The organism is Anaerocolumna chitinilytica (assembly GCF_014218355.1).
GTDB classification, from domain to species: domain Bacteria; phylum Bacillota; class Clostridia; order Lachnospirales; family Lachnospiraceae; genus Anaerocolumna; species Anaerocolumna chitinilytica.
Genome location: NZ_AP023368.1, coordinates 2,439,450 through 2,461,806, shown reverse-complemented (window position 1 = coordinate 2,461,806; position 22,357 = coordinate 2,439,450). Strand labels below are relative to the sequence as shown.

Here is a 22,357-nt window from a genome sequence, read left to right as displayed (position 1 = left end):
TTTACTTTTCTTTTTACTTTTCTTTTGTATTTTTCTATTGTATTTTCTTTTATGTTCTTTCCTTTTAGTACTTTATTGTACTTTATGCATTAATTCTCGTTGCCGTAATTTTTATAGCTTACTATTTTAGATATTACATCCCAAAACGACAACTCATGCTTTTATAAATTTCATCCAATTCAAATTAAATCCACCGCCGCTGATATATGTTCTAATGGTATAAGTACCTGCAGTTAAGCTAAAAGTCCCGCTTGTAACAGTCGCCCATATATCTCCGGTATTGGTATTAACGGTAGCCAATACACTGCCATCTTTTATTAACTGTATTTGTGCTCCCCCATCCCATCCTTTTACTCTAAAATCGGCAGTATAGGTTCCCGAGCTGGTAATATTGATACTATAATCCATCCAGTCTGCGGTATCCAGATACCCTACATTTTGCCCGCCGCCAGCATCCGTACAGGGCTCAGATGCCACACCACTCATAGCTGTGTAATTCTCTGCTTCTACCAGGACAGATACCGTTCCGGAAGTGATTGTAATAACTGACGAAGTAATATCCGAATCTGTCATACCGATTTTGCTGGCAATTGCTTTCACTGTAGTTGTGGCTGAGACTGTAAAAGTCCCTGTATATAATGTTCCGTTTGTCTTTGAGGGAGTTGAACCGTCTGTAGTATAGTATATTGCTGCACCTTGGGTTGCATCTGTAATTGTTACCGTCTGAACCGAACCATAGGACCCAGAAGCCGGAGTAATTACCGGAGCTGCCACCTTTGCAGCCGCTCCCTGTAACTTAAATTCCATCCAATTGAGATTGAACCCTCCGCCGCTGCTGTATATTCTTATAGTGTAGGTACCGGCTGTTAACGAAAAGTTTCCGGAAGTTATAGTTGACCACACATCTCCCGTATTGGTACCGGTAGTTGCAAGTACATTCCCATCCTTCATCAGCTGAATCTGTGCTCCTGTATTCCAGCCATTTACTCGGTAATCAACGGTATAGGTTCCAGCGGTTGCAACTGTGATGCTGTAATCCATCCAATCGCCGGTATCAATATATCCCACATTCTGTCCGCCACCCGTATCACTGCAGGGTTCATTTGCCACGCCACTCATACTGCTATAGTTCTCTGCCTCAACTTTCAGTGACACCGGTGCGGAAGATATGGTAATTACAGATGTGGCGATATCGGAAGCTGTCATTCCTGATTTGTATGCGATGGCCTTCACAGTTGCTGTAGAGGATATAGTAAAGGCTCCGGAATATACTGTCCCAACAGTTTCTGAAGGGTTGGTTCCATCCGTCGTAAAACGCACGGTTACTCCGCTCGTTCCGTCGGTAATGGTTACACTCTGCGCTGCTGCATAAGTTCCTGTAGCAGGGGTAATCACCGGGGTAGCTGCTTTCTGTGCCTGAGACACAGGCTTAAATTCCAGCCAATTCAGGTTGAACCCACCGCCTCCTGCATACACTCTTATTGTCTGAACTCCAGCTTGTAATGTAAAAGTTGCTGAAGTTACGGTATTCCAGGTATTGTTCGTGTTCACTCCCGTTGCGGCTAGAGTTGTACTTCCTTGTTTCAACTGAATCTGTGCCGCCGTGTTCCAGCCCATTACCCTGTAATCTACGGTATAGGTGCCTGCAGCAGGGATATTTACTGCATAATCCATCCAGTCATCGGTATCAATATATCCTATATTCTGTCCTCCGCCATTGTCTGCACAGGGTTCTGCTGCAACGCCGCTCATGGCGGTATAATTTTCTGCTTCTATCTTAAGAGATTGGGACACTGCAGCTATGGTAATTACGGAGGTTGTTACATCCGAATCCGTCATTCCTGTTTTATAGGCAATGGCTTTTACCGTTGTGGTAGCTGATACGGTGAAAGTTCCCGTATATAATGTCCCATTTGTCTTTGAGGGAACTGTTCCGTTGGTCGTATAATAGATAGCCGCACCTTCTGTCGGTTCCGATATTGTTATGGTTTGTGCTGCCGTATAAGTTCCGGTAGCCGGTGTAATTACCGGATTCTGAACCTTTGTAGCATTCCCTGAAAGAATAGAGAACCAATTCAGATTAAAACCACCTTTGCTAAAGAGAAGTCTCAGTCTTTGTTTACCTGCCTTCAAATGAACAGTTCCCGTAAAAGTCGTCCAGCTGCCGGTGACAGGAATGTCTACTGTTGATAGTACCGCACTGCCGCTAAGATTTGACTTCAATTGAATCTGTCCCTGTGCGCTGCTGTTATTAATAGCTCTGACAGAAAATGTATAGTCTCCTTCCGTCTGTACATTTACATCATAAAGCGCTGAATCTCCCGAATCAATATAAGCAAGGCTTAAACCTCCCTCAGAACAGCTCTCAGTCATACAACTAAAGTTCGTATAATAGTTTTCTGCCTCAACTAACCCCGGAATTGCAATGGGTGCCGGATCAGCTACTGCCGCCGGAATCGTTAGTGAAGGTACTCCATTATTAATAAAAGGATTTACCGTCAATGTTGCTTTCGCAGGTACATAAGCTGAGCCGATATTGCCGTTACTGTTGCAAAACTGTACAAATTTAGTAGAATCGGTGGGATTCCAGATGACCGCACTGTACTGGTTTCCCTTTTTAAATACCTGGTAACCGGTCCAGTTACTTGACCAAATATCGGTGGCACGGTTTCCTTTTGCCGCCATATTCTGTACAAACCAATAAGAGTTAAATCTCTCATCATCCGGCAGTTTACTGTCATCCCATTTATTGATAACCGCTTGGGGATCTGAGAGTGCTTCAAAAGGCCAGGTAATATGAAACCACCCTTCCGGATCGGCATTTGGCGTTCCCTGAGCTGCCAGCTTCGCCTGATAATCGTTTTCATCCCTTCTGTAGTCACTGTTAATTCTGGCAGCGACAGCAGGTTTATATCCCAGGTAAGTTAATACCGGAGAAACCGGCAGCCAGTGGATTCCATAGATACAGCTTGGATTTCCGGAAAAATACGTTCCGTAGGTATAGGCATTTCCCCAGACCATTCCGGTAACGCCCGGGTCATAGTCACTTGCCCAGTTATCCTGGTCATAGTCAAACCAGTATTGTTCTATGGCATTTACCTCCAGGGTAAATCCCCAGATTCCCGCATCTCTGTAAGTATTATTTCCGGTAGCCAGTCCCCACAGATACTCTCCTGCCCAGGCAAAGGTTGCCTCGGAAGAGGATTCCTGATTGTTACTGCTCTGATTGTCTCCATATCCGCCTGCCCAGGAATGTCCTTCGTAAGGATCAAAGTTTCTCATCCAGGGATATATGGTATCATTCCTGTAAGGATTTTGTGCATCCCTTAATAACTGCTCAACCATTCCGCCATAATTATTCACAAAGTCTTTATCATAAGAGGCAACCACTCCTGCCGCAAAGGTAAAATACCCCCACAGGAAATGATGGTCTGACAGATTAATACCCATTCCATGATCTCCGCCCTGTCCTATCAAAGTTCCCCAGTCAGAGGAATAGTACATATAGTAAGGATAGTCCTCTGAGCCGTCATAAGTCAGCCAGTTTACCAGAATTTTTCTTAAAATACTGATGAATTCATCCCTCATTTCGTATTCGCCCAGCTGCTGAGAGATAAGGATGGCCATTGACAGCGGATGCATCTTCTTCCCTTCCCAGTAAGGATCTGCCACCCAATAATCCTTCGTGACACTTGCCTTAAAGGTATTCAGATAATTCATCATCTGTGTACGGCTATAAGAGCCGGATTCCGTAGGTTCACCAAAGGATGGTGTAATTCCATAGAATTTATTCGTTGTAGTAAAGGCATTTCCCTCAAGTACTTTCATGGTACCTCTTGCAGAGGTATAACTTAAATTCGTCAGTCCTGCAGTGGTGTATTTCCATTGGGTAGGAAACAGCGTCATGAGGGAATTTGAGGAAAAACCTGTTCGTTTTAAATCTACCGTATTGGTGTAGGTGGTAACAACATTTGCGGAAGCTTCTTCGTAACGGTAGGATACTGAAGTATTTGTTACAAAGGCATAGGCATGCTGGTAAGCATAACGTAAATCCGACCTGGCGGGAAGCACTCCCACAACCATATAGTTCTGGCCGCCTCCAAGGCTTATCTTTATCTTACTTCCCACTCTGGTAAATACGGTACCCTCCGGTGCAAATATGCCATAATCATGAATTAATGTATCCGTTACCGGTGCCGTATCGGTGTTGGTTACCTCAATACCGATATGATCCGCTGTAACAGTATCGCCGTCCTTTGCAAGAATTGCTTTATTGTTATCATCAAACAGACCTACAATTGTAGTACCTGAGACCTCTACAGAAGCCGGATCGGTAAAAGTGCTATATATATAAGGTGAGCCTTTAATTAAGGTATTCCTCATCTTTGGCGTGTCATTATCACTAAAGACAATAGTCGCGGAATAATCGCCATAAGCGTCCAGCTTTGCCACCGGCGTATTTACGATACTGCTTGTACTGATATACAAATCCATATTATTGCATTTCGTATCCATTCCACCATCATTTGGAGCTGTAAAGAGCTTGCTGGCATAATAGAATCCAAGTCCTGTGTCATAATACTGATACATTAAAGGCAGGGCCGCCATTCCGTCACTAAGGCGCTTGTAGATAACGGAGGTCCACCAGTCGTTGGAGGGAATCGGTCCCTTTATATTGCTTGTGATATATTTAGGGTCTCTTGGCTGTGCCAGGGTAGTATCATTGGTTAGATAACTGCCCTGTCCAACAGTCACTGTCTGAGGCGTGGGCAAAGCTCCTATGGTATAGGTGGTATGAGGGTCTCCTGTTACATATTGCAGCACCTTAAATTCATGAATAGAATAACCGGAGCCTCTTCCCATTGCAATTCCCTGCATTCTTACATACCGTGCCGTAGCATAGAGGGGAATGTTCTCTGCCTCTCCGGTTCCATGGAGCTGACGGTAAACAGTAGTCCAGCTCTGCGCATCATTTGATACCTGTATGTCATACACTCTTCCGAATTCTGCGTCCCAGGTAATATCTATCTCTCCAATGGTATAAACCTGTCCGAGGTCCACATACATCCACTGAGTATTAGGATCGCCTGTGGTATCCGACAGCCAGTAAGTGGACTGATTCCCATCCACCGCCTGGGCACCTGTTAAGGGAACCGTAACATTGCCATTGGCATCTTTTGACCACCAGGGTTGTAAAAAGGACGAAACCGTAACCTGCTTATTCAGGGCAAGATTTACTGTATTCTTAGGTGGAAGTGTGATGCCTCCGGTTCCGTAAATCTTATAATCACGAAGAGCAACGCCATATCCCGTAACGCATTTTGCCGCATACATTCTTACATATCGTCCGTTGCCGCTAACCGTCAGATCTTCCACACAATAATTATTTCCATTCACATCCGGAACTCTGACACCTCCGGTACCATTGTTCTGTGTATAGATGGTCTGCCAGTTTACTTCATCATTAGATACTTGTATTTGATACTGTGTCGCATAGGTATTAGGACTTTGCCAGGATAATACTACCCTGTCAATCTTCGCTGAAGCACCCAGGTCTACATCTATCCATTGGTTATCTACGTTCCAGGATGCTCCCCAAGCTGTATTAATATCCTCATCCGTCGCTCTAGCAGGCACATCTCCGCCATTGGCTGTTGATGCATAAGCAGGTCTGCCCAGTGATAAAAGGTAAGAGCCTGCAGCCGCCTTTACCTGCTGAATCCCTATCATTTCAAAAAGCATACTTAGTATACAAAAAAAAGCGATATACTTATTTCTTTTATTCATACTTTTCTCCCATCTGCGTGGTCATTAGCACCTTTCATGGGTACTGATACACGCGTTTAAAATCGGGGGAGTGAAAGATTTATCTTTCACTCCTACCTCCTCACCTTTTCTAATCTCATCTTTATTTTTCTATTAATTTTCAATTAGTCCCTTGTAGTCATCACCCACCTTTACCTAAGCAGTGAACTTTGAACAGAAGTCACAAATTTACGTTTAATAAGCTTGATCTTGATCTTCAAACCACCTCCTTGCTAATTTTTTTGTTCCTGTTTTGTTACTGTTTTGTTACTGACCTCATTCCTGACAATTGCTAAAAGGGGCCGATGCTTCTATATCACTCTAGCAGCGGCCCCACTCATCTAGTATATTAAGTTATTTATTGTAAGTTAAAGTTCATCCAGTTGATGTTAAATTTACCTCCACTGATATATAATCTTATCGTATAGGTACCTGCTGCCAGGTGAAAAGTTCCGGAGGTTACTGTTGTCCACACATCTCCAGTATTAACACCTGTAGTTGCTAGAACAGCTCCATCCTTCATTAACTGAAGCTGAGCTCCTGCATCCCAGCCCCTGACTCTGTAATCTACGGTATAGGTCCCTGCAGTGGATACCGTGATACTGTAATCCATCCAGTCACCGGTATCTATATATCCTACATTCTGCCCGCCGCCAACATCCGCGCAGGCTTCTATTGCTACTCCACTCATGCCCGTATAATTTTCCGCTTCTATCCTAAGGGATGCGGGTACTGCAGATATGGTGATTGCAGAGACTGCTACATCTGAAGTTGTCACACCGGACTTATAAGCCACTGCTTTTACTGTTGTTGTCAAGGTTACGCTAAAGGCTCCTGTATAAAGGGTACCGTTTGTCTCTGTCGGCACTGTTCCATCTGTCGTATACCTTATAGATACACCCTCCGTCGTATCACTAATCGTTACCGTCTGTGCTGCTGCATAGGTTCCTGTGGCAGGTGCTATTACCGGTGCTGCTGCTTTTTGAATCTGGGATACCGGTTTAAATTCCATCCAGTTCAGATTAAAACCGCCTCCGCTGATATTCAGCCTGATGGTATAGGTTCCTGCCGGTAAAGTAAATGTTGTGGAGGTTACGGTTGCCCATACATTACCGGTAGTTGTACCGGTAGTTGCCAGAACCGTACCATCCTTTATTAACTGAATTTTAGCGTCTGTATTCCATCCGTTCACTCTGTAATCCACGGTATAGGTTCCTGCGCTAGTGGTTGTAACAGTGTAATCCATCCAATCGCCGGTATCAATATATCCTACATTTTGTCCGCCGCCGTTATCAGTGCAATTTTCCGTTGCCACACCGCTCATAGCGGTATAATTCTCAGCTTCGATTTTTAGTGCCGCAGATACGGAAGATATGGTAATCAAAGAAACTGCCGTATCTGAAACTGCCATGCCTGATTTATAAGCGATTGCTTTTATTGTCGTGGTTGCGGATACAGTAAAGGCTCCCGTATACACTGTTCCGTTGGTTTCTGAAGGTACTGTTCCGTCGGTTGTATAACGAATTGCTGCTCCTTCCGTTGCATCTGCAATAGTTACTGTCTGTGCTGCCGAATAGTTTCCGGATGCGGGGGTAATAACCGGCGTTGCTGCCTTTTGAATCTGGGACACCGGTTTAAATTCCATCCAATTGAGATTGAAGCCTCCGCCGCTGATATTCAGCCTGATGGTATAAGTCCCTGCCGCCAGGTAGAAATTTCCGGAGGTTACAGTTGCCCACACATTATTTGTATTGGCACCTGTTGTCACAAGAACAGAGCCATCCTTCACCAGTTGTATCTGAGCTCCCGTATTCCAACCGTTTACTCGGTAATCTACGGTATAGGTTCCCTCACCGGCAACTGAAACCGTATAATCCATCCAGTCACCGGTATCAATATAACCTACATTCTGCCCGCCGCCTGTGTCACTGCAGATTTCTGTTGCAACTCCACTCATAGCACTGTAATTTTCTGCTTCTATTCTAAAGGAAGCTTGTGCAGCCGATATGGTAATTACCGCCCCCGCTACATCGGAAGCTGCCATACCGGACTTAAAAGCCGCTGCTTTTACGGTAGTGGTGGCCGATACTGTAAAGGCACCTGTGTACAGCGTTCCGTTTGTCTCTGTAGGCGTAGAACCGTCTGTTGTATAACGTATAACTGCTCCTACTGTGGTATCACTAATGGTTACCGTCTGAGCTGTGGTATAGGTTCCGGAGGCAGGCGTAATTACCGGAGTTGCTACTTTTGTCTGAGTAATAGTAATCGTGCTGCTTGCAATATCTGAATTCGCAATTCCTGATTTGTAAGCAATTGCCTTTACCGTTGTAGTTGCTGACACAGTAAAAGCTCCTGTGTATAATGTTCCATTGGTCTCAGAAGGGACTGACCCGTCCGTTGTATACCGGATGGAAGCTCCAGCCGTTGCATCCGTAATGGTTACTGTCTGTGCTGCACTATAGCTTCCGGTTACAGGTGCGATGACCGGTGCCGCTGTCTTTTCAACAGGCGTTCCGTTCACTTCGAATTCCCACAGGGAATAACCATATCCGGTTAACCTTGCGCTTCCCAGTAATCTTACATATTGACCCATTACAGGTGAATCAAAGGTAAGGGTCTCAGTTCCTCCCGTTCCTCCGGTCTTCTTATAGGCATCCTTCCAATTCACGTTATCTCCCGATACCTGAATTTTATAATCCTTTCCTGCCGCTGTCTCCCAGGTAAGCTTTGCTCCCGTTACATTGTAGCTTGCGCCTAAGTCCACAGTTATCCATTGGTAATCAGACCAGTCTGATGCCCACCGGGTGTCCGTATAACCGTCAAAGGCCAGGCATCCTGAGCCGGAAGAAGCGATTCCCGTCTTATTCAATGCAATATTATTGGCCAGAGAAGTATTAATCTTGATTGCTGAAGTTGCCACATAGGAAGTATTCATGCCGGCTTTGTAAGCAATTGCCGTTACTGTTGTATCAGCACTTACTGTAAATGGTCCTGCATAGACCGTTCCCGCCGATGCTGTCGGGGCAGAGCCATCCAGCGTATATCGAATAGTGGTTCCCGGAGTCACATCTGTGATAGTTACTGTCTGAGCCTTTGCATAAACTCCTTTTATCGGAGTAATATCCGGCTGTTCCACCTGATTGAAATAATCCGTAATAAAAGTTCTCATAATACCGGCTTTGGCAGTGTCTCCGGTGTTATTCACAATATGGGTTATTTCGCCATTACCATTTAGGAATACACTGGTCGCATTATGTATTTTTACTCCTGTGCTGTCAGGACACTTAACCGCACTGTTTAATTTGATGACAGCATCCCTGAAGTAAGAATATACTCCCATTCCCCATACTTCATGAGAAGTTACGGAGTCGGAAACTTTGTAGGAAGCATATCCATAATCGCTTCCGTCCATAAAGCTTGCCTGATTCGGGACATCATATGCAGTTTCACTTTGATAGAAATATACCTTTCCTCCATTACCGTTCCATATAGTGCAGTACTGGTTAAAATGCTCACAGAACAGGCCATACATGGTTACATTATTACCATTTACAATAAGACCGTTCTTAGCTGTATTCTCATTCCAGCCTACTCCCGTTCCATGGTCCGCACGCCATACCCAGAAATGGTCTCCTATTACATCACTGCTGTTTATGGCAACGCAAAGGTCTGTTTTTCCCGCATCCGTTCCGCCGACACGGAAGAATAAATCGCTTAATACCGTAGGATTTGCAGAATGTGCTGCCGTACTTCCCGCAGGTCCCACCTGAAGCAGTACCTTTGAATTATTAAGACCTGCTTCAAAAAGAATACCGGCTATCTTTACGCCGTCAACATCCGCTACATTTACGGCCGCTGTTCCATTATCCGGAATCAACGTTGCCAGTCCAAGACCAAGTAACACGGTGTTAGCACCTGTCACGCGAAGAGGTTCGCTAAGGTGATAAATACCCGGTGTGAACAAAATATTCTTTCCGTTCTTTAACGCCTGATTTAAACTTGCTGCAGTAGAGGTATCCGGATGTGCCACTACAAACTGATCAAGTGCCAGAGATGAACCCACTCCTGAATCATTCTGCCAGCTCACTCCCTGAACATTACTTCTTAATCCCGGTACGAAAACACGGTAATTCGTGCCGTCAAAATATAGAAAAGGCTTCTCACTGATAATCGGTGTCTGATTAATTACCGTAAAGCCTCTTGACTCATAGGAATCCGTTGGTGCTCCGGTATCTCCGACAAACATCATATTCCAGTTGGAATCATTCCAGGATGCCATCTGGCTGTTTCTTGTAAAGAACTGCTGCTGGGAACCGGAATAAATGGTTCCGTCAATGATGGAATCGGCTATGTAACCGCCGCTGGACCAGCTTCCGTCATAGTTGTTCGGATTAGGATCCCAAAGCATCAAATTGCCTTTTATATGTACCCTTCTCATGGGAGCAGCCTGTGATACTGCCCATGTTTCCGTCCCTGCAGTGGCCAAAGGATTGGCAGAATAGGTAGGAATATCCGTAAGGTTTTCAACGGACCGCCAGAAATTCATCGTAGCATTTCCTCCATTCCAATCAGCTTCACTTCTCACGGAACCGGTAATCGTAACATCACCGGGTTTTTGTCCAAGCCCTGCTACCTGTGTATAATAACCTACATTCACATTGGCATTATAGGAACCCGGTTTAAAGAGAAGGGCATACCGTTCGGAACCGAATTCATTGTATTGCATCTGACCAAGTATCGTATCGCATATGGTCTGAATGGTGGAACTGGACATAGACGGGTCAAATATCTTAACATTTGCTCCAAAGTCCAGCGTTGTAACTGCAGATACGGCAGAGGATAACAGTGATTCCCCGTTTCCGTTTACGGAAGTAACTTTATAATAGTAGGTTGCACTGTCAAGTCCGGTATCTGCATAATTCACTGTAGTTACAGGAGAATCATTCACCTTTACATAAATACCGCTTCCGTTAAAAGCCCTGTAGATATTATAACCGGCTGCACCAGACACTGCCGTCCACTTAAGGTTCACAGATGTTGCTGTAGCGGAAGCTACACTAAGGCCGGAAGGCGGATTAATGTTTACAGGCTGAATGGTGATAACGGAGGCCGCCACATCCGAATCTGTCAGTCCTGTCCGAATTCCCATAGCCTTTACTGTAGTCGTAGCTGCTACTGTGAAAATACCTTCATACACCGTTCCATGAGAGGCCGTGGGTGTTGAACCGTCCAAAGTATACATGATTGTATCACAAGGGGTATCCACCTTTATGCTTACGGTCTGAACATCAGCATGAACTCCTGTCCCAGGTGTAATCACTGGTGTAGAGACTTTTGTCGGTATTGCAATCGTTATGGCAGAGGTGGCCACATCTGATAACTTCATTCCGGCTTTATAGGCAACTGCTTTTACTATGGCTGTGTCAGAGACGATAAAGGCTCCGGTGTAAATAGTTCCGGTAGTTGCAGTTGGCACTGAACCATCTAATGTATACCGGATAGTTGCGTTTTGAGTTGAATCGTTTATACGTACGGTTTGTTTAACCGCATAAGTACCTGTTACCGGAGTAATAACAGGAGTCTGAGCCTTTTCCGTAGGACCAATTGCTGTGCCGTAAACCTCAAATTCCTTTAAGGAATAACCCGCAGCAGAAGTTCTTGCAGTTCCGGACATTCTTACATACTGCCCGGTCACAGGCACCGCAAAGGTAATATTCTCGATGCCGCCGGTTCCTCCGGTCTTCGTATAAGCATCCGTCCAGTTCGCATTATCGGAGGAAACCTGAATTTTATAGTTCTTTCCCGCACCGGTACCCCAGTTAAGCTGTACGCCCTTTACTTTGTAAACAGATGCCAGATCTACCGTTATCCATTGGGAATCGCTGGCAGCAGACTCCCACTTTGTAGTACTGTTGCCGTCAAATGCATAGCTTTCTATATTACCTGACGCAGTCGAAGAAGCTGTGCCGCTCTTGTTTAATGCGATATTCTGGCTGTATACATTAAATTCTCCGATTCTCCACCACTTCTCTGTACTGGAGCCGGTCTGCGTTATTTTGATGTATCGTGCGGATTGGCTAACAAATTGAAGCACCATCTTACTTCCGAATCCTGCGCCGCTCTTTAAGGTCGTCCAGGTATTTCCATCATTTGATACCTGAAGGAGGTAACCAATGGGATAATCTCCGGAATAGGCTGACGTAGTTTCAAAAGAAACCTGGTCAAAGGTTTTGCTCTCACCCATATCCACCTGGAACCATTGCCCGTTCGCCTGGTTTGTTCCGGTACTCCACCAGGTGCCTTTGTCGTTATCTAATGCATTCCCTGGCACCTGCCCTGTTTCTGTTACAGAGGCTGTGGCAGTCCATCCGGTTCTTGCATAAGCACCTCTGGATACCGCGATACTGCCATTGGTATATTTACTTACTACATTGATAAAATCCGTATTAGCTGTAAAGTTATCCGTACTGAATTTGTTCCATTTTGCAGCAATGGTACTGGCATCATCATGGTTAACATCCGGCACCGGATTCAGATTCGTGTTATAGAAACCGAAATTACCGCCGCCGCTCTCACTCATCCCTCCCCGTACCTTATAGGTCCAGTTAGCCCAGGATATATGGTTTTCATTCATTTTAGACATCCATTTCTCCCAAAGATCCTGGAAGAAATAGAAATTATATTCTCCGAAATTAACGGGTACATTATAACTGTTCTGAAACTGAACAGCTTCCTCAATCTTGGTATCAATCAGGTCATTCTGCGCATCCCAGCTGGTAGGCTGTTCCATGGCATAAGGATGGGCCGTATAAACAACATTAGTCCACCCATAAGTAGCAGGCGGTGTGATTGCATCAAGACTGCCAAGTGCTCCAAAAAATATGATATGATCCGGGTCAATGGTTCTGACAGCCGAATAAAGTCTGTTCAAGAATGTATTTTTCTGATTCTGCTGATCTTCCGTCTCCGGGAAGCCAAGTACTGGCTCATTTACCAATTCATAGCCGGCAATGGTTGCATTCCCTTTATAATGCTGTGCAATACCCTGCCAGATTGCTACAGTTGTATCCTGATTCCAGGTGTTGGTCCATAGTCTATTGGGGTTGGGCCCCGCCTGTCCGCTGCTGGCCCAGGGGCTTGCACCGCCAGGTGAAGCATGAAGGTCTAATACCACATAAATCCCTCTTTGCTTACAGTTGTTCACCAGCCAATCCAGTTGAGTCCAGGCTGAGCTCTTCCAATTTCCGCTCATATCCATGAGTTCCAGCCAGCTTATAGGTACACGTACATAATTCATGCCCATGTTCTTAATATTATCCAAATCACTGGTCTTAAACCAGGCATTCTGATAGCCATGAATTAAAGCATCTCCCTGGGTTTGTCCAAAGCGGTCATATAATGCTTTACGCATACTGTAATCATCGCCCATATAGATGTTGAGCTCGGAGATAGACCAGGGATTGCTTTTACTTTTGCTCTGAAATATCAGGATATAACGTGCTGCCTGTGCGCCGCAGGTTACCGTAATACATTGATCTTTCAGAGTTCCTGCCGGCATATTTGACCAGCTTATTCCATCAGCAGAAATCTGTATAAGACTTCCCGCAGGATAACCTCCTGTATTAGAACCTGCATCAAAAGTAATCTTATCAAAATACTGTATAGAGCCCATATCCACCTTAAACCATTGTCCGTCAACCTGAGGTACACCGGTGGACCAGGAAGTGTTCATATTACCGTCAATAGCATTTCCCGGGTTCGCTCCCGCAGAAGCTGTTGCTGTCCATCCGGTCTGGCTTAACACACCTCCTCCCAGAGGGGAAAGCCAGTCTTCCTGCATCAGCCACCCTCCAAGGTTGGTTCCGTGCAGGTCTACCACTGTTCCTGTTCCGTTGTTATTCTTTATTACTGTTCCGCTTGTTTTTAGAAAGTCAGCCGATGTAATCTCAGCCGCCTTCGATGGTACCGGAACTGAGAATACAGTACTAACGATCATCACAAGAACTAATACAATAGCTAGTCCTTGCTTTTTACGTGTATAAATCTGTTTTAACATAATTATCTCCCTTCTGCATACTCATTAGTACCTTTCATCGGTTCTAATGTTCGCAACATAATAAATAGATGTGAAAGCTAATCTTACACTCTATATCCTCCTCGTAAAATCCCTTTAAAATATTACTACTTCACCCCAATAAGCATACCCCCTTTAAATAAGTGCTTTATCAGCCCAATTAAAAACCGGATGTTAATTATAAAAAAACCAATGCATTATAAAATCAGTCCAAGCATTGGTAACTAGTTAATAGATCTAATATGAAGTTTTATATTAAGTAAATGTAGCTGTGTGGATAAAAGAGTAAGGAATTGTTAAATGAAATTATTAAAGTAATAGTAATAATTAAAGTAATTTAGATAGGTCTTTATTCTGATAATACTACTATACAAAAACATTGTGATATTATCATTAGATATATTTAAGACATTTTATTGTAAAATATTAACACAAAAATACGTAAGTTTTATAGTTCCACTCCTATACAGCTCATCATTTGAAATAGTTCAGTTCATTTCCCTTACTTTATCTAAAAAAAGTACCGCTTGTCATTCCAAGCGGTACTTGTATATTTTTAACAATGAATAAATTTCAAAAGTTGGAAATTCTCAATATATCTGATTAATTTAATTAAAATACTCACCCAATACCTCTTCTTTATCGATAATAATATTGCTAAATATTCCTTTATTCTTTAGATACCTGATAACTTCCTTAACAAAGTCATCACTTCCAACTATGTAATAAATGGAACTATCCTTATTTGATACTTTATCCAGAACCTTATAAAAATCACTTCTTGAATCTATCCAATAATTTTGATAACTGGAGCATTCCAATTTTGCTAGTTCCTTTTTATAAATAAAATCCTTAGCTGAGTTCACATTAATATTAATGACATCCGTTATATGAGTCCTGTCTTCTAAAAATCGATATATCAATGGTCTCATAGTTGCTATCCCAACTCCCATTGATAACAATACAACCCTTTTATCTTCCCGCCTTAAAAACATTCTTGAGCCACTTTTAAATAATATGACATCATCCCCGACATGCAGCTTGGACAACCTTTCTTTGAATTCTGACATAGGTTCAGAAATTCTAGTTGTAAATCCAATTTTATTCTCCTCCGGTAAAGTAATGATTGACATATGTCGGACAAGATCTTTGTTAGGTTTCTCCCCCTGGTCAAATCCCGGAATTCCTATATGTGTATGAGCACCCTCAAGCCAGGTGAAATCGGAGGGTTTTTCAAGAAGGTATGTTTTAACTCCGGGTGCTTCCTCTATAATGTCAGTAATCTTAAGCCTATACTTATCCATATATACTTCCTCCTTAACAAAAACCTCTGAATATTATTTACGCCAGAAGTTTGTGCATTCTGCTTTGTCTGCAATATTAAATTCAATAATTTTCTCAAGTAATGTAAAATCAACCGGACTGCTCCATGGAATGCGTATTAGACCTTTGGTACTATCATAGCCTGCCTGAGTAATTTCCTTAGCGAAACGAAGGATACCCGCTTCTTCAGGAGCTACCGCCATATGCTGCTTGGAGGCGCTAAAACCTATAATAAATGTTCCATGATCTGTAAACATAGGCTGTTTCCAAGCAAATTTAGGAACCAGGTTAGGATATTTATCTGCAACCCAATTAAATATTTCTTCCATGCGACTTCGATATTCAACATTATCTATACCTGCCAGATAATCTGCGAAAGCTTCCATAAGATTCCCTCCTGTTTAAATAATACATTTTTATTATATTTTCCATTTTTCTTGAATTTACTACAATCTTATATACCCTTTATAAATGACTCCACCTCTTGATGTGGAATAGGTTTGCTATAATAATATCCTTGAGCGATGTCGCAATTATAAGATGTTAAGGCTTCCTTTTGTTCTAAAGTTTCAATTCCCTCCGCCACCACCGTTAACTCCATTCTATGCGCTATTTCAATAATAGAGCGGACTACAACTTCCTCAAAAGTCTGTCGTTGAAGGTTCTGGACAAATTGCTTATCAATTTTTAAATGGTTAATTGGTATATTCTTAAGGTAATTCAAAGAGGAATAGCCAGTACCAAAATCATCCAGAGAAAATGTGATACCCTTTTCTCTTAGCTGATTCATGATATCAATGGTTTTTGATATATTTTCCATCGCAACACTTTCGGTAATTTCTAAGATTAGGTGTTCGGGAATCATATGAGTTTCATCAATTATATCCAAAATATCCTGAACAATATTCAGACTGTTGATCTGCTTGACAGAAATATTAACTGACATCATTATCCCTGTAAGTCCTGCTCTTTCCCATTCCATGCTTTGCCTGCAGGCAGTTCTTAGTACGTATTCTCCAAGAGGTATGATTAGACCGGTTTCTTCTGCAAGGTCAATAAAGTCACCTGGCATCACAAGTCCTCTTATGGGATGCCGCCAGCGTACTAATGCTTCCACTCCACTTATTTTACCAGAAACGATATTCACCTGAGGCTGATAATATACGACAAATTCCTTATTTATAATGCCCTGACGAATTTCATTGCGTAATTTAATCTTCTTAACCATCTCATCATTGATACTCTGGTCATAGAACTTATAGCGGTTTTTGCCTTCGACTTTCGCCTGATACATCGCACTGTCTGCTTTCATCAAAAGAGTCTCAATATCGACTCCATCCTCATGAAACATAGCAATTCCAACACTGCAAGATAGCAGATACTCATAATCTTTTATAATCCTGGGAGCATGTACCAGATTCACGATTTCTTTCGCAATTATTTTAACCTGTTCGTAGTCACAATCCTCCAGAATGAAGATAAATTCATCCCCGCCTATCCTGGCTATTGCATTGTACTTAATTTTTTCTTTTAACTCATTTGCAAGATTTTTTAATACCTGATCTCCAAAAGTATGCCCCTTCGTATCATTAATAGTCTTAAAATCATCCAAATCCATGAAAATGATAGCACCATTTTTCAGATGAAATTTTACCTCAGCAAATATCTTATCACCCTGTTCGTATAGCATTACACGATTAGGAAGTCCTGTCAATGTATCAAAATAAGCCAGCTGCTGAATTGCTTCCTCCGCTCTGATTCGCTCAGTTATATCTGTGTAGAAACCGGATACCCTAAGTAATTTGTTCTTTTTATTCAGAATTCCTTTTCCTCTGCAAATGAGCCATTTGATATCTCCTTTGATGTTAATAACTCGGAATTGAATTTCTTGATAAGAATCAGGATCACATTCAAAGTTATGCAGATAATATTCAAAAGAAAATCTGTCCTTCTCATGAATATGGGAAATCCAGGTTTCTAAATCAATCTCTTTATTATCTGCTTCTCCAATCATCTGGGCGCCTCTGGCTGATACATAATAATCATTTGTTTCCAGATTCCAATCCCATATGGCATCATTAGACCCTTCCACGGCATAACGGTAACGTTCCTCTGAAGCCTTTAGATCTTCCTCCTTTGTCTGCAACTTTAAATAGTTTTCATGCAGCATAATATCAGAGGCTACGATCCTTTGGAACATGATATTTATCCGGTCAGCCAACCGTCTGATCTCATGACTGTCATTTACATATATCCGTACGTTTCTGTCACCTTCCGCAAAAGCTTTAACGCCGGAATCAATATTATCAATAGCTGCTGTAACATTTCGTGTAAAAATATATACAATGAACCAGATTATAAAACTAATAATAATCGTCTCATAAAATCCGAACATAATCTTTTCTCTTACCATTTCATGGAGGTAATAAGCAGTAACTACAATATGTATATTACCAATTTTAATGCCTTCATACATTACATAACGGGTAAATGCCGGATACAATTGTTTATCATCATATTCTTTTCCTGTTTTATTAACACCATAGATTACATTGTTATTCTCATCCATTATATTAATTATGGCTACTCTTTTATAATCAGCAATTGCATCACAAATCTGTACAAGACTATCATCATTGTAAGTCCATAATGCATCTGTAGCAGACGCGACTGCCATGTTCATCAATTGCTCTGTACTGCTCTCTAATTCCAGTGTAAGACGTTCTTTATTTTGATATGCATTAAGCAGCGTTAACATCATCGGAATAACAAATATAACCATTAATATAGGAAATACATAGGCTGTACTGAGCCTTTTACCTCTCATTTTGTAAGTTACCTCCTTTGTGAAACACTTCTCATAGTAGAAGGCAACTCTGCTCTACTTCTGACTCTCACTGCTTTTTGTCTTTAAAAATTCTTCATTAAATTCTTTCAGAAGCTTTTCTGAATCCGGATAATACTTGGATGCCAGCATATAGTAATCCACTTGCTTTGCTTCTGTTTCTAAGGTTGCAAATGCATTCACATCCTCCGGAAACAGTCTGTGAATAGCATCTTTGCAAACCAATTCGTCTTCTATCATAAAATCAATTCTTCTTGTATAGAGCATTTTTAATAATGCATCCGAATCCTCTGCCCATTCTGCTTTTACACCAAGATTCAGAATATCCCGGCGGTTGCCATACCAGTAAGCGTTAGCTCCGCCAAAAACAAAATCCGTAAAATCGTCTAAGGAATCAAAATTCTTAGCGCTTCCTGCAAATTTCTTATTATCTTTCCTATAATAATATCTATGTTCTGTACTGTATATCATATTAGAAAGCAAATAAGTCTCCCTATTGATTTTCGTATCACCATAAGGGTAGGAAGCCCAGGCCAGACCTTTTTTTACCATCTCACGGCATCTTGCCCAAGGGTAGAATTTGATCTCATAATCAAAATCACAGTTTTTCAAGGTATTTTCAATCATTTCCGTAAGAAATCCCTGATTATTCAGTTTTTCTCCTACGTAAGGGGGATATTCGCCTGTTACAATCAGCACTTTCCCATCCTTTTCAGGTATTGAGGTAATAGTAGATGCCAGCACTTCCTCATGGGTTTTCATTTGTTTATCCGTATGCTGGCACCCTGTAAGCATCAGACAACAAATCATAATTAAGATTCCTATGGCCTTTAACTTTTCTAATCTACTGCTCATAATTATTAACAGCTCTTCCTCTATGAAATTCGCTAATTTTTGTGCTATATCGACAAAATACGGTATATATAAGCGTATTATATAATAAATTTTATAGAATATCAAGAAAGGGAACTGCCAAATCAAAGTAATTTATGATAATTATAACTTTTTTTCAGTCAGATAATAGCCAAAGGCAAGAACTGGAAGAATAATGCCTATAATCGAAGATGCCATCCAATTTCCCTGCGCATAAGACCAGCCTCCCAAAGCAGAACCAATAGCGCCTCCGACAAAAAAAACTGCCATAAAAACTCCGTTTACTCTACCTCGTATTTCATCTCCCAAGGAATAAATTGCCTGCTGCCCAAGGACAAGATTACCGGAAACAGACATATCTAATAGAATTGCCGCAGCACAAAATATCACAAGTGATATTGTATAATTGCTTTTCATTAAGTGGGTTATCAAAAAAGCTGCTGCTGCTATTACAAAAGCATACCCCGTCAACCTTTTCGTCCATCCCCTATCAGCCAGTTTTCCGGCAATAGGAGCAGCAATAGCTCCTGTCACACCTGCAAATCCAAATAAAGCAATCTCTTTTTGTGTTAAGTGGAAATGCTGCGACAAATATAAGGGTACTACGGTCCAAAATAAACTGAAACTTCCAAACAGTGCTGCCTGATATAATGATCTCCGGCGTAATACTGGCTTTACTCTAAAAAGGTACCACATGGATTTTAGAATAGCCTGATAATTATCTTTTTTTTCAGGTTTTCTCTTGGGAAGTAAACATCCTAATAGAATTGCAACTATACCCATAATAACTGCAGACATTAAGAATACCGACTTCCAGCCCCAGATTCCGGTGATAAGACTTGCGGCTGGTCTTGCAAGCATAATTCCAAGAAGAAGTCCACTCATTACATTTCCAACAATACTACCCCTCTGCTGTGCAGGAGCCAGATGTGCGGTAAATGGAACCAGAATCTGAGCAGCTACGGATCCCAAGCCTATCAAAATGGTTGCAGTAAAAAAGATAACTGTATTTTGGGATACGGAAATAGTGAAAAGTCCTATTATGGAAACAATCAGCACAGAAATTACCAGACGCTTGTTTTCCAATAAATCACTTAAGGGAACAAGAAGCAGAAGCCCTGCTGCATAGCCAAGTTGTGTCATTGTTACAATTAGTCCTGATAAGCCGGCAGATATTCCTGTATCGGCACTGATAGGTCCCACCAGGGGTTGAGCATAATAGAGATTAGCAACAATTAGTCCGCAGGAACTTGCTAACAAAAATATTAGCCAGCGGGGTAATTTTTTTTCTACAGATAAATTTGTATTCATATAATATCCTCCATTCAAGATTTATTTAATATACTGAACGTTTAGTTTATGTTTATATAATAAACGATGCGTTTAGTTTTGTCAATACTTTTTTTATGAATTAAAATATAGTATAATATACGTATCGTTTATATATGGCTTACTAATAAGCAAGAAGGAGATTTATATGGATAAAAAAATTGGGCGTCCACGAAGCGAAGAAACGAAGAATTCAATACTTACAGCTGCTTATGAGTTATTATTAGAGAACGGTTTTAAAACTATTACCGTTGAAGGTATTGCAGATAGAGCCGGAGTAAGTAAAGCTACTATATATAAATGGTGGCCCAACAAAGCCTCTGTCGTACTAGACGGCTTTTTCGCCGCCACTGAAACTATGCTCCAAGTACCTGATACCGGCTCAATAAAAGATGATCTTTTCATCCAAGTCAATAACTTAGCTTCCTTTCTTACCAGCTCTAAGGGGAAGGTAATTACTGAACTGATTGCTGAAGGCCAATTTGATCCTAATATTGCACAAGAGTACCGTAACAGATACTTTAATCCCAGAAGACTTATTTCACAGCATATCTTTGAACGCGGGGTGCAAAGAGGAGAATTGAAAAAGGAATTGGACATAGAATTATGTATTGATATCATGTTCGCTCCGCTTTTCTACCGCCTGCTGATAACAGGTGAAACCGTGAACACAGAATTTGTAAAAGATTTGATAGCAAATGCACTTTCTGGTCTTGCCGTTTAAGTTTCTTTTTATAATTAGTATAATTTCACTCCTGACAATAAAGAAAGGGAAGAATACAGTATTACACTTGCTGTATTCTTCCCCTACTAAATCAAAAATCTATTTAATCAATAAAACTAAGCGCTTGTGTATACTCTCTTCTATAACCGCATTTTCCTGTTTGTCATAGTAGGTACATGTCAAGTTAATCATATCATAATATAAGGTTATAAAACAATATTTTACTTTTACAACTTCTTAAGGTTGACAATTTGAGCTACTCCTGTTATTATATGAATGAATATTTTATTATTCATTCATATAATTAGTATACACATTAATATAAAGGAGGAAAAATATATTGGAAGATAAAAAGGCAGAAATATTTCGTTGCGGTAAAGAACTATTCAGCTCAAAAGGTTTTAAAGATACTAATGTTTCTGATATCACGAAATTATCCGGGATAGCCGTAGGCACATTTTATAACTATTACTCTTCTAAGGAGAAGCTATTTCTAGATATTTTCATGGCGGAAAATGAACAGCTTAAAAAAAACATTATGACATCTGTAGATTTTAATGAAACTCCGTCAAAATTAATTAAACGGTTAATGGAGTTAAACATAAGCGGCATGAAAGCCAATCCTATCTTGAAACAATGGTATAACACAGATACCTTTGGAAAAATAGAACAGCTTTACCGTGAAGAAAACGGAGTACAAAGTGTTAATTTTTTATATGATGATTTTATTGAATTGATTAGAACATGGCAGAAAAACGGAAAGATGAGAAATGATATTGATTGTAATCTTATTATGGCTTTTTTTACTGCACTGATTAATCTTGATACTCATAAGGAGGAAATCGGAATCCAGTACTTCCCCCAGCTTTTGGATTATATGGCAGACTTTATAATGGATGGATTATTGGACAATTCCCATAAGTAATATAATGGAGAAAGGAATATCCCTATGAAATCAAAAAGAAAATTTAAAATACAAATAGCCATTGTTGTAATCATTTTACTGATAACGGCAAGTTTGGCAGGTGGATTCTTTTTTACAGCAAGTGAACGGCGGGAAGCCAAGAACCTCCCTATCGACAGCATCGACTTCAGTCAGCTTAAGGATGGCACTTTTGTCGGTGACTATGAAGGCGGCATGTATAAATGGCGGGCTAATAAAGTCCAGGTAACGATAGCCTCCGGCAAGGTAGTAAACATCAAGTTACTGGAACAAACGGAGAAACGGCCGACTGAGTTTACAGAAGAATTGTTTGGGAGAGTGATTCAGACACAATCTCTGCAGGTTGATGCTATAAGCGGTGCAACTCTTACTTCCAAAGCATATCTTAAAGGGTTGGAAAACGCACTTAACAAGGCACAGATAAATAAATAATAATAAATT

10 protein-coding genes are annotated in these 22,357 nt (G+C 41.3%); 3 read left to right on the top strand and 7 right to left on the bottom strand.

Annotated features, from left to right (window positions below):
- Positions 1 to 153: 153 nt before the first annotated feature.
- The 7 genes from bsdcttw_RS10675 to bsdcttw_RS10595 form a co-directional block, all read right to left on the bottom strand.
- Positions 154 to 5,787: a carbohydrate-binding protein gene (locus bsdcttw_RS10675; RefSeq protein WP_185259344.1), complete on the bottom strand. Its 5,634-nt coding sequence runs from the start codon at positions 5,785 to 5,787 to the stop codon at positions 154 to 156.
- A 376-nt stretch (positions 5,788 to 6,163) separates the two neighbouring features.
- Positions 6,164 to 13,861, bottom strand: coding sequence for a chitobiase/beta-hexosaminidase C-terminal domain-containing protein (locus bsdcttw_RS25045; protein WP_225903836.1), 7,698 nt, complete (start codon positions 13,859 to 13,861; stop codon positions 6,164 to 6,166).
- A gap of 626 nt (positions 13,862 to 14,487) precedes the next feature.
- Complete coding sequence (locus bsdcttw_RS10615; RefSeq protein ID WP_185259343.1) at positions 14,488 to 15,183, bottom strand: ferredoxin reductase domain-containing protein; 696 nt, start codon at positions 15,181 to 15,183, stop codon at positions 14,488 to 14,490.
- Between the two features lie 33 nt (positions 15,184 to 15,216).
- Complete coding sequence (locus tag bsdcttw_RS10610; RefSeq protein ID WP_185259342.1) at positions 15,217 to 15,588, bottom strand: iron chaperone; 372 nt, start codon at positions 15,586 to 15,588, stop codon at positions 15,217 to 15,219.
- A 68-nt stretch (positions 15,589 to 15,656) separates the two neighbouring features.
- Entirely contained in the window at positions 15,657 to 18,029 is a 2,373-nt protein-coding gene (locus bsdcttw_RS10605; protein ID WP_185259341.1) for a bifunctional diguanylate cyclase/phosphodiesterase, read from the bottom strand.
- Between the two features lie 54 nt (positions 18,030 to 18,083).
- Complete coding sequence (locus bsdcttw_RS10600) at positions 18,084 to 18,902, bottom strand: substrate-binding periplasmic protein (RefSeq protein WP_185259340.1); 819 nt, start codon at positions 18,900 to 18,902, stop codon at positions 18,084 to 18,086.
- Positions 18,903 to 19,043: 141 nt separating this feature from the next.
- Entirely contained in the window at positions 19,044 to 20,231 is a 1,188-nt protein-coding gene (locus bsdcttw_RS10595; protein ID WP_185259339.1) for an MFS transporter, read from the bottom strand.
- A 166-nt stretch (positions 20,232 to 20,397) separates the two neighbouring features.
- Between bsdcttw_RS10595 and bsdcttw_RS10590 the strand changes: the two genes are divergently transcribed.
- From bsdcttw_RS10590 to bsdcttw_RS10580, 3 genes are all read left to right on the top strand, one after another.
- The gene (locus bsdcttw_RS10590; protein WP_185259338.1) at positions 20,398 to 20,973 is read left to right on the top strand and encodes a TetR/AcrR family transcriptional regulator; all 576 of its coding nucleotides are present in this window, start codon (positions 20,398 to 20,400) and stop codon (positions 20,971 to 20,973) included.
- A gap of 340 nt (positions 20,974 to 21,313) precedes the next feature.
- On the top strand, positions 21,314 to 21,898 hold the full coding sequence (locus bsdcttw_RS10585) for a TetR/AcrR family transcriptional regulator (RefSeq protein WP_185259337.1): 585 nt from the start codon (positions 21,314 to 21,316) through the stop codon (positions 21,896 to 21,898).
- A 24-nt stretch (positions 21,899 to 21,922) separates the two neighbouring features.
- Positions 21,923 to 22,348: an FMN-binding protein gene (locus bsdcttw_RS10580; RefSeq protein WP_185259336.1), complete on the top strand. Its 426-nt coding sequence runs from the start codon at positions 21,923 to 21,925 to the stop codon at positions 22,346 to 22,348.
- Positions 22,349 to 22,357 lie beyond the last annotated feature (9 nt).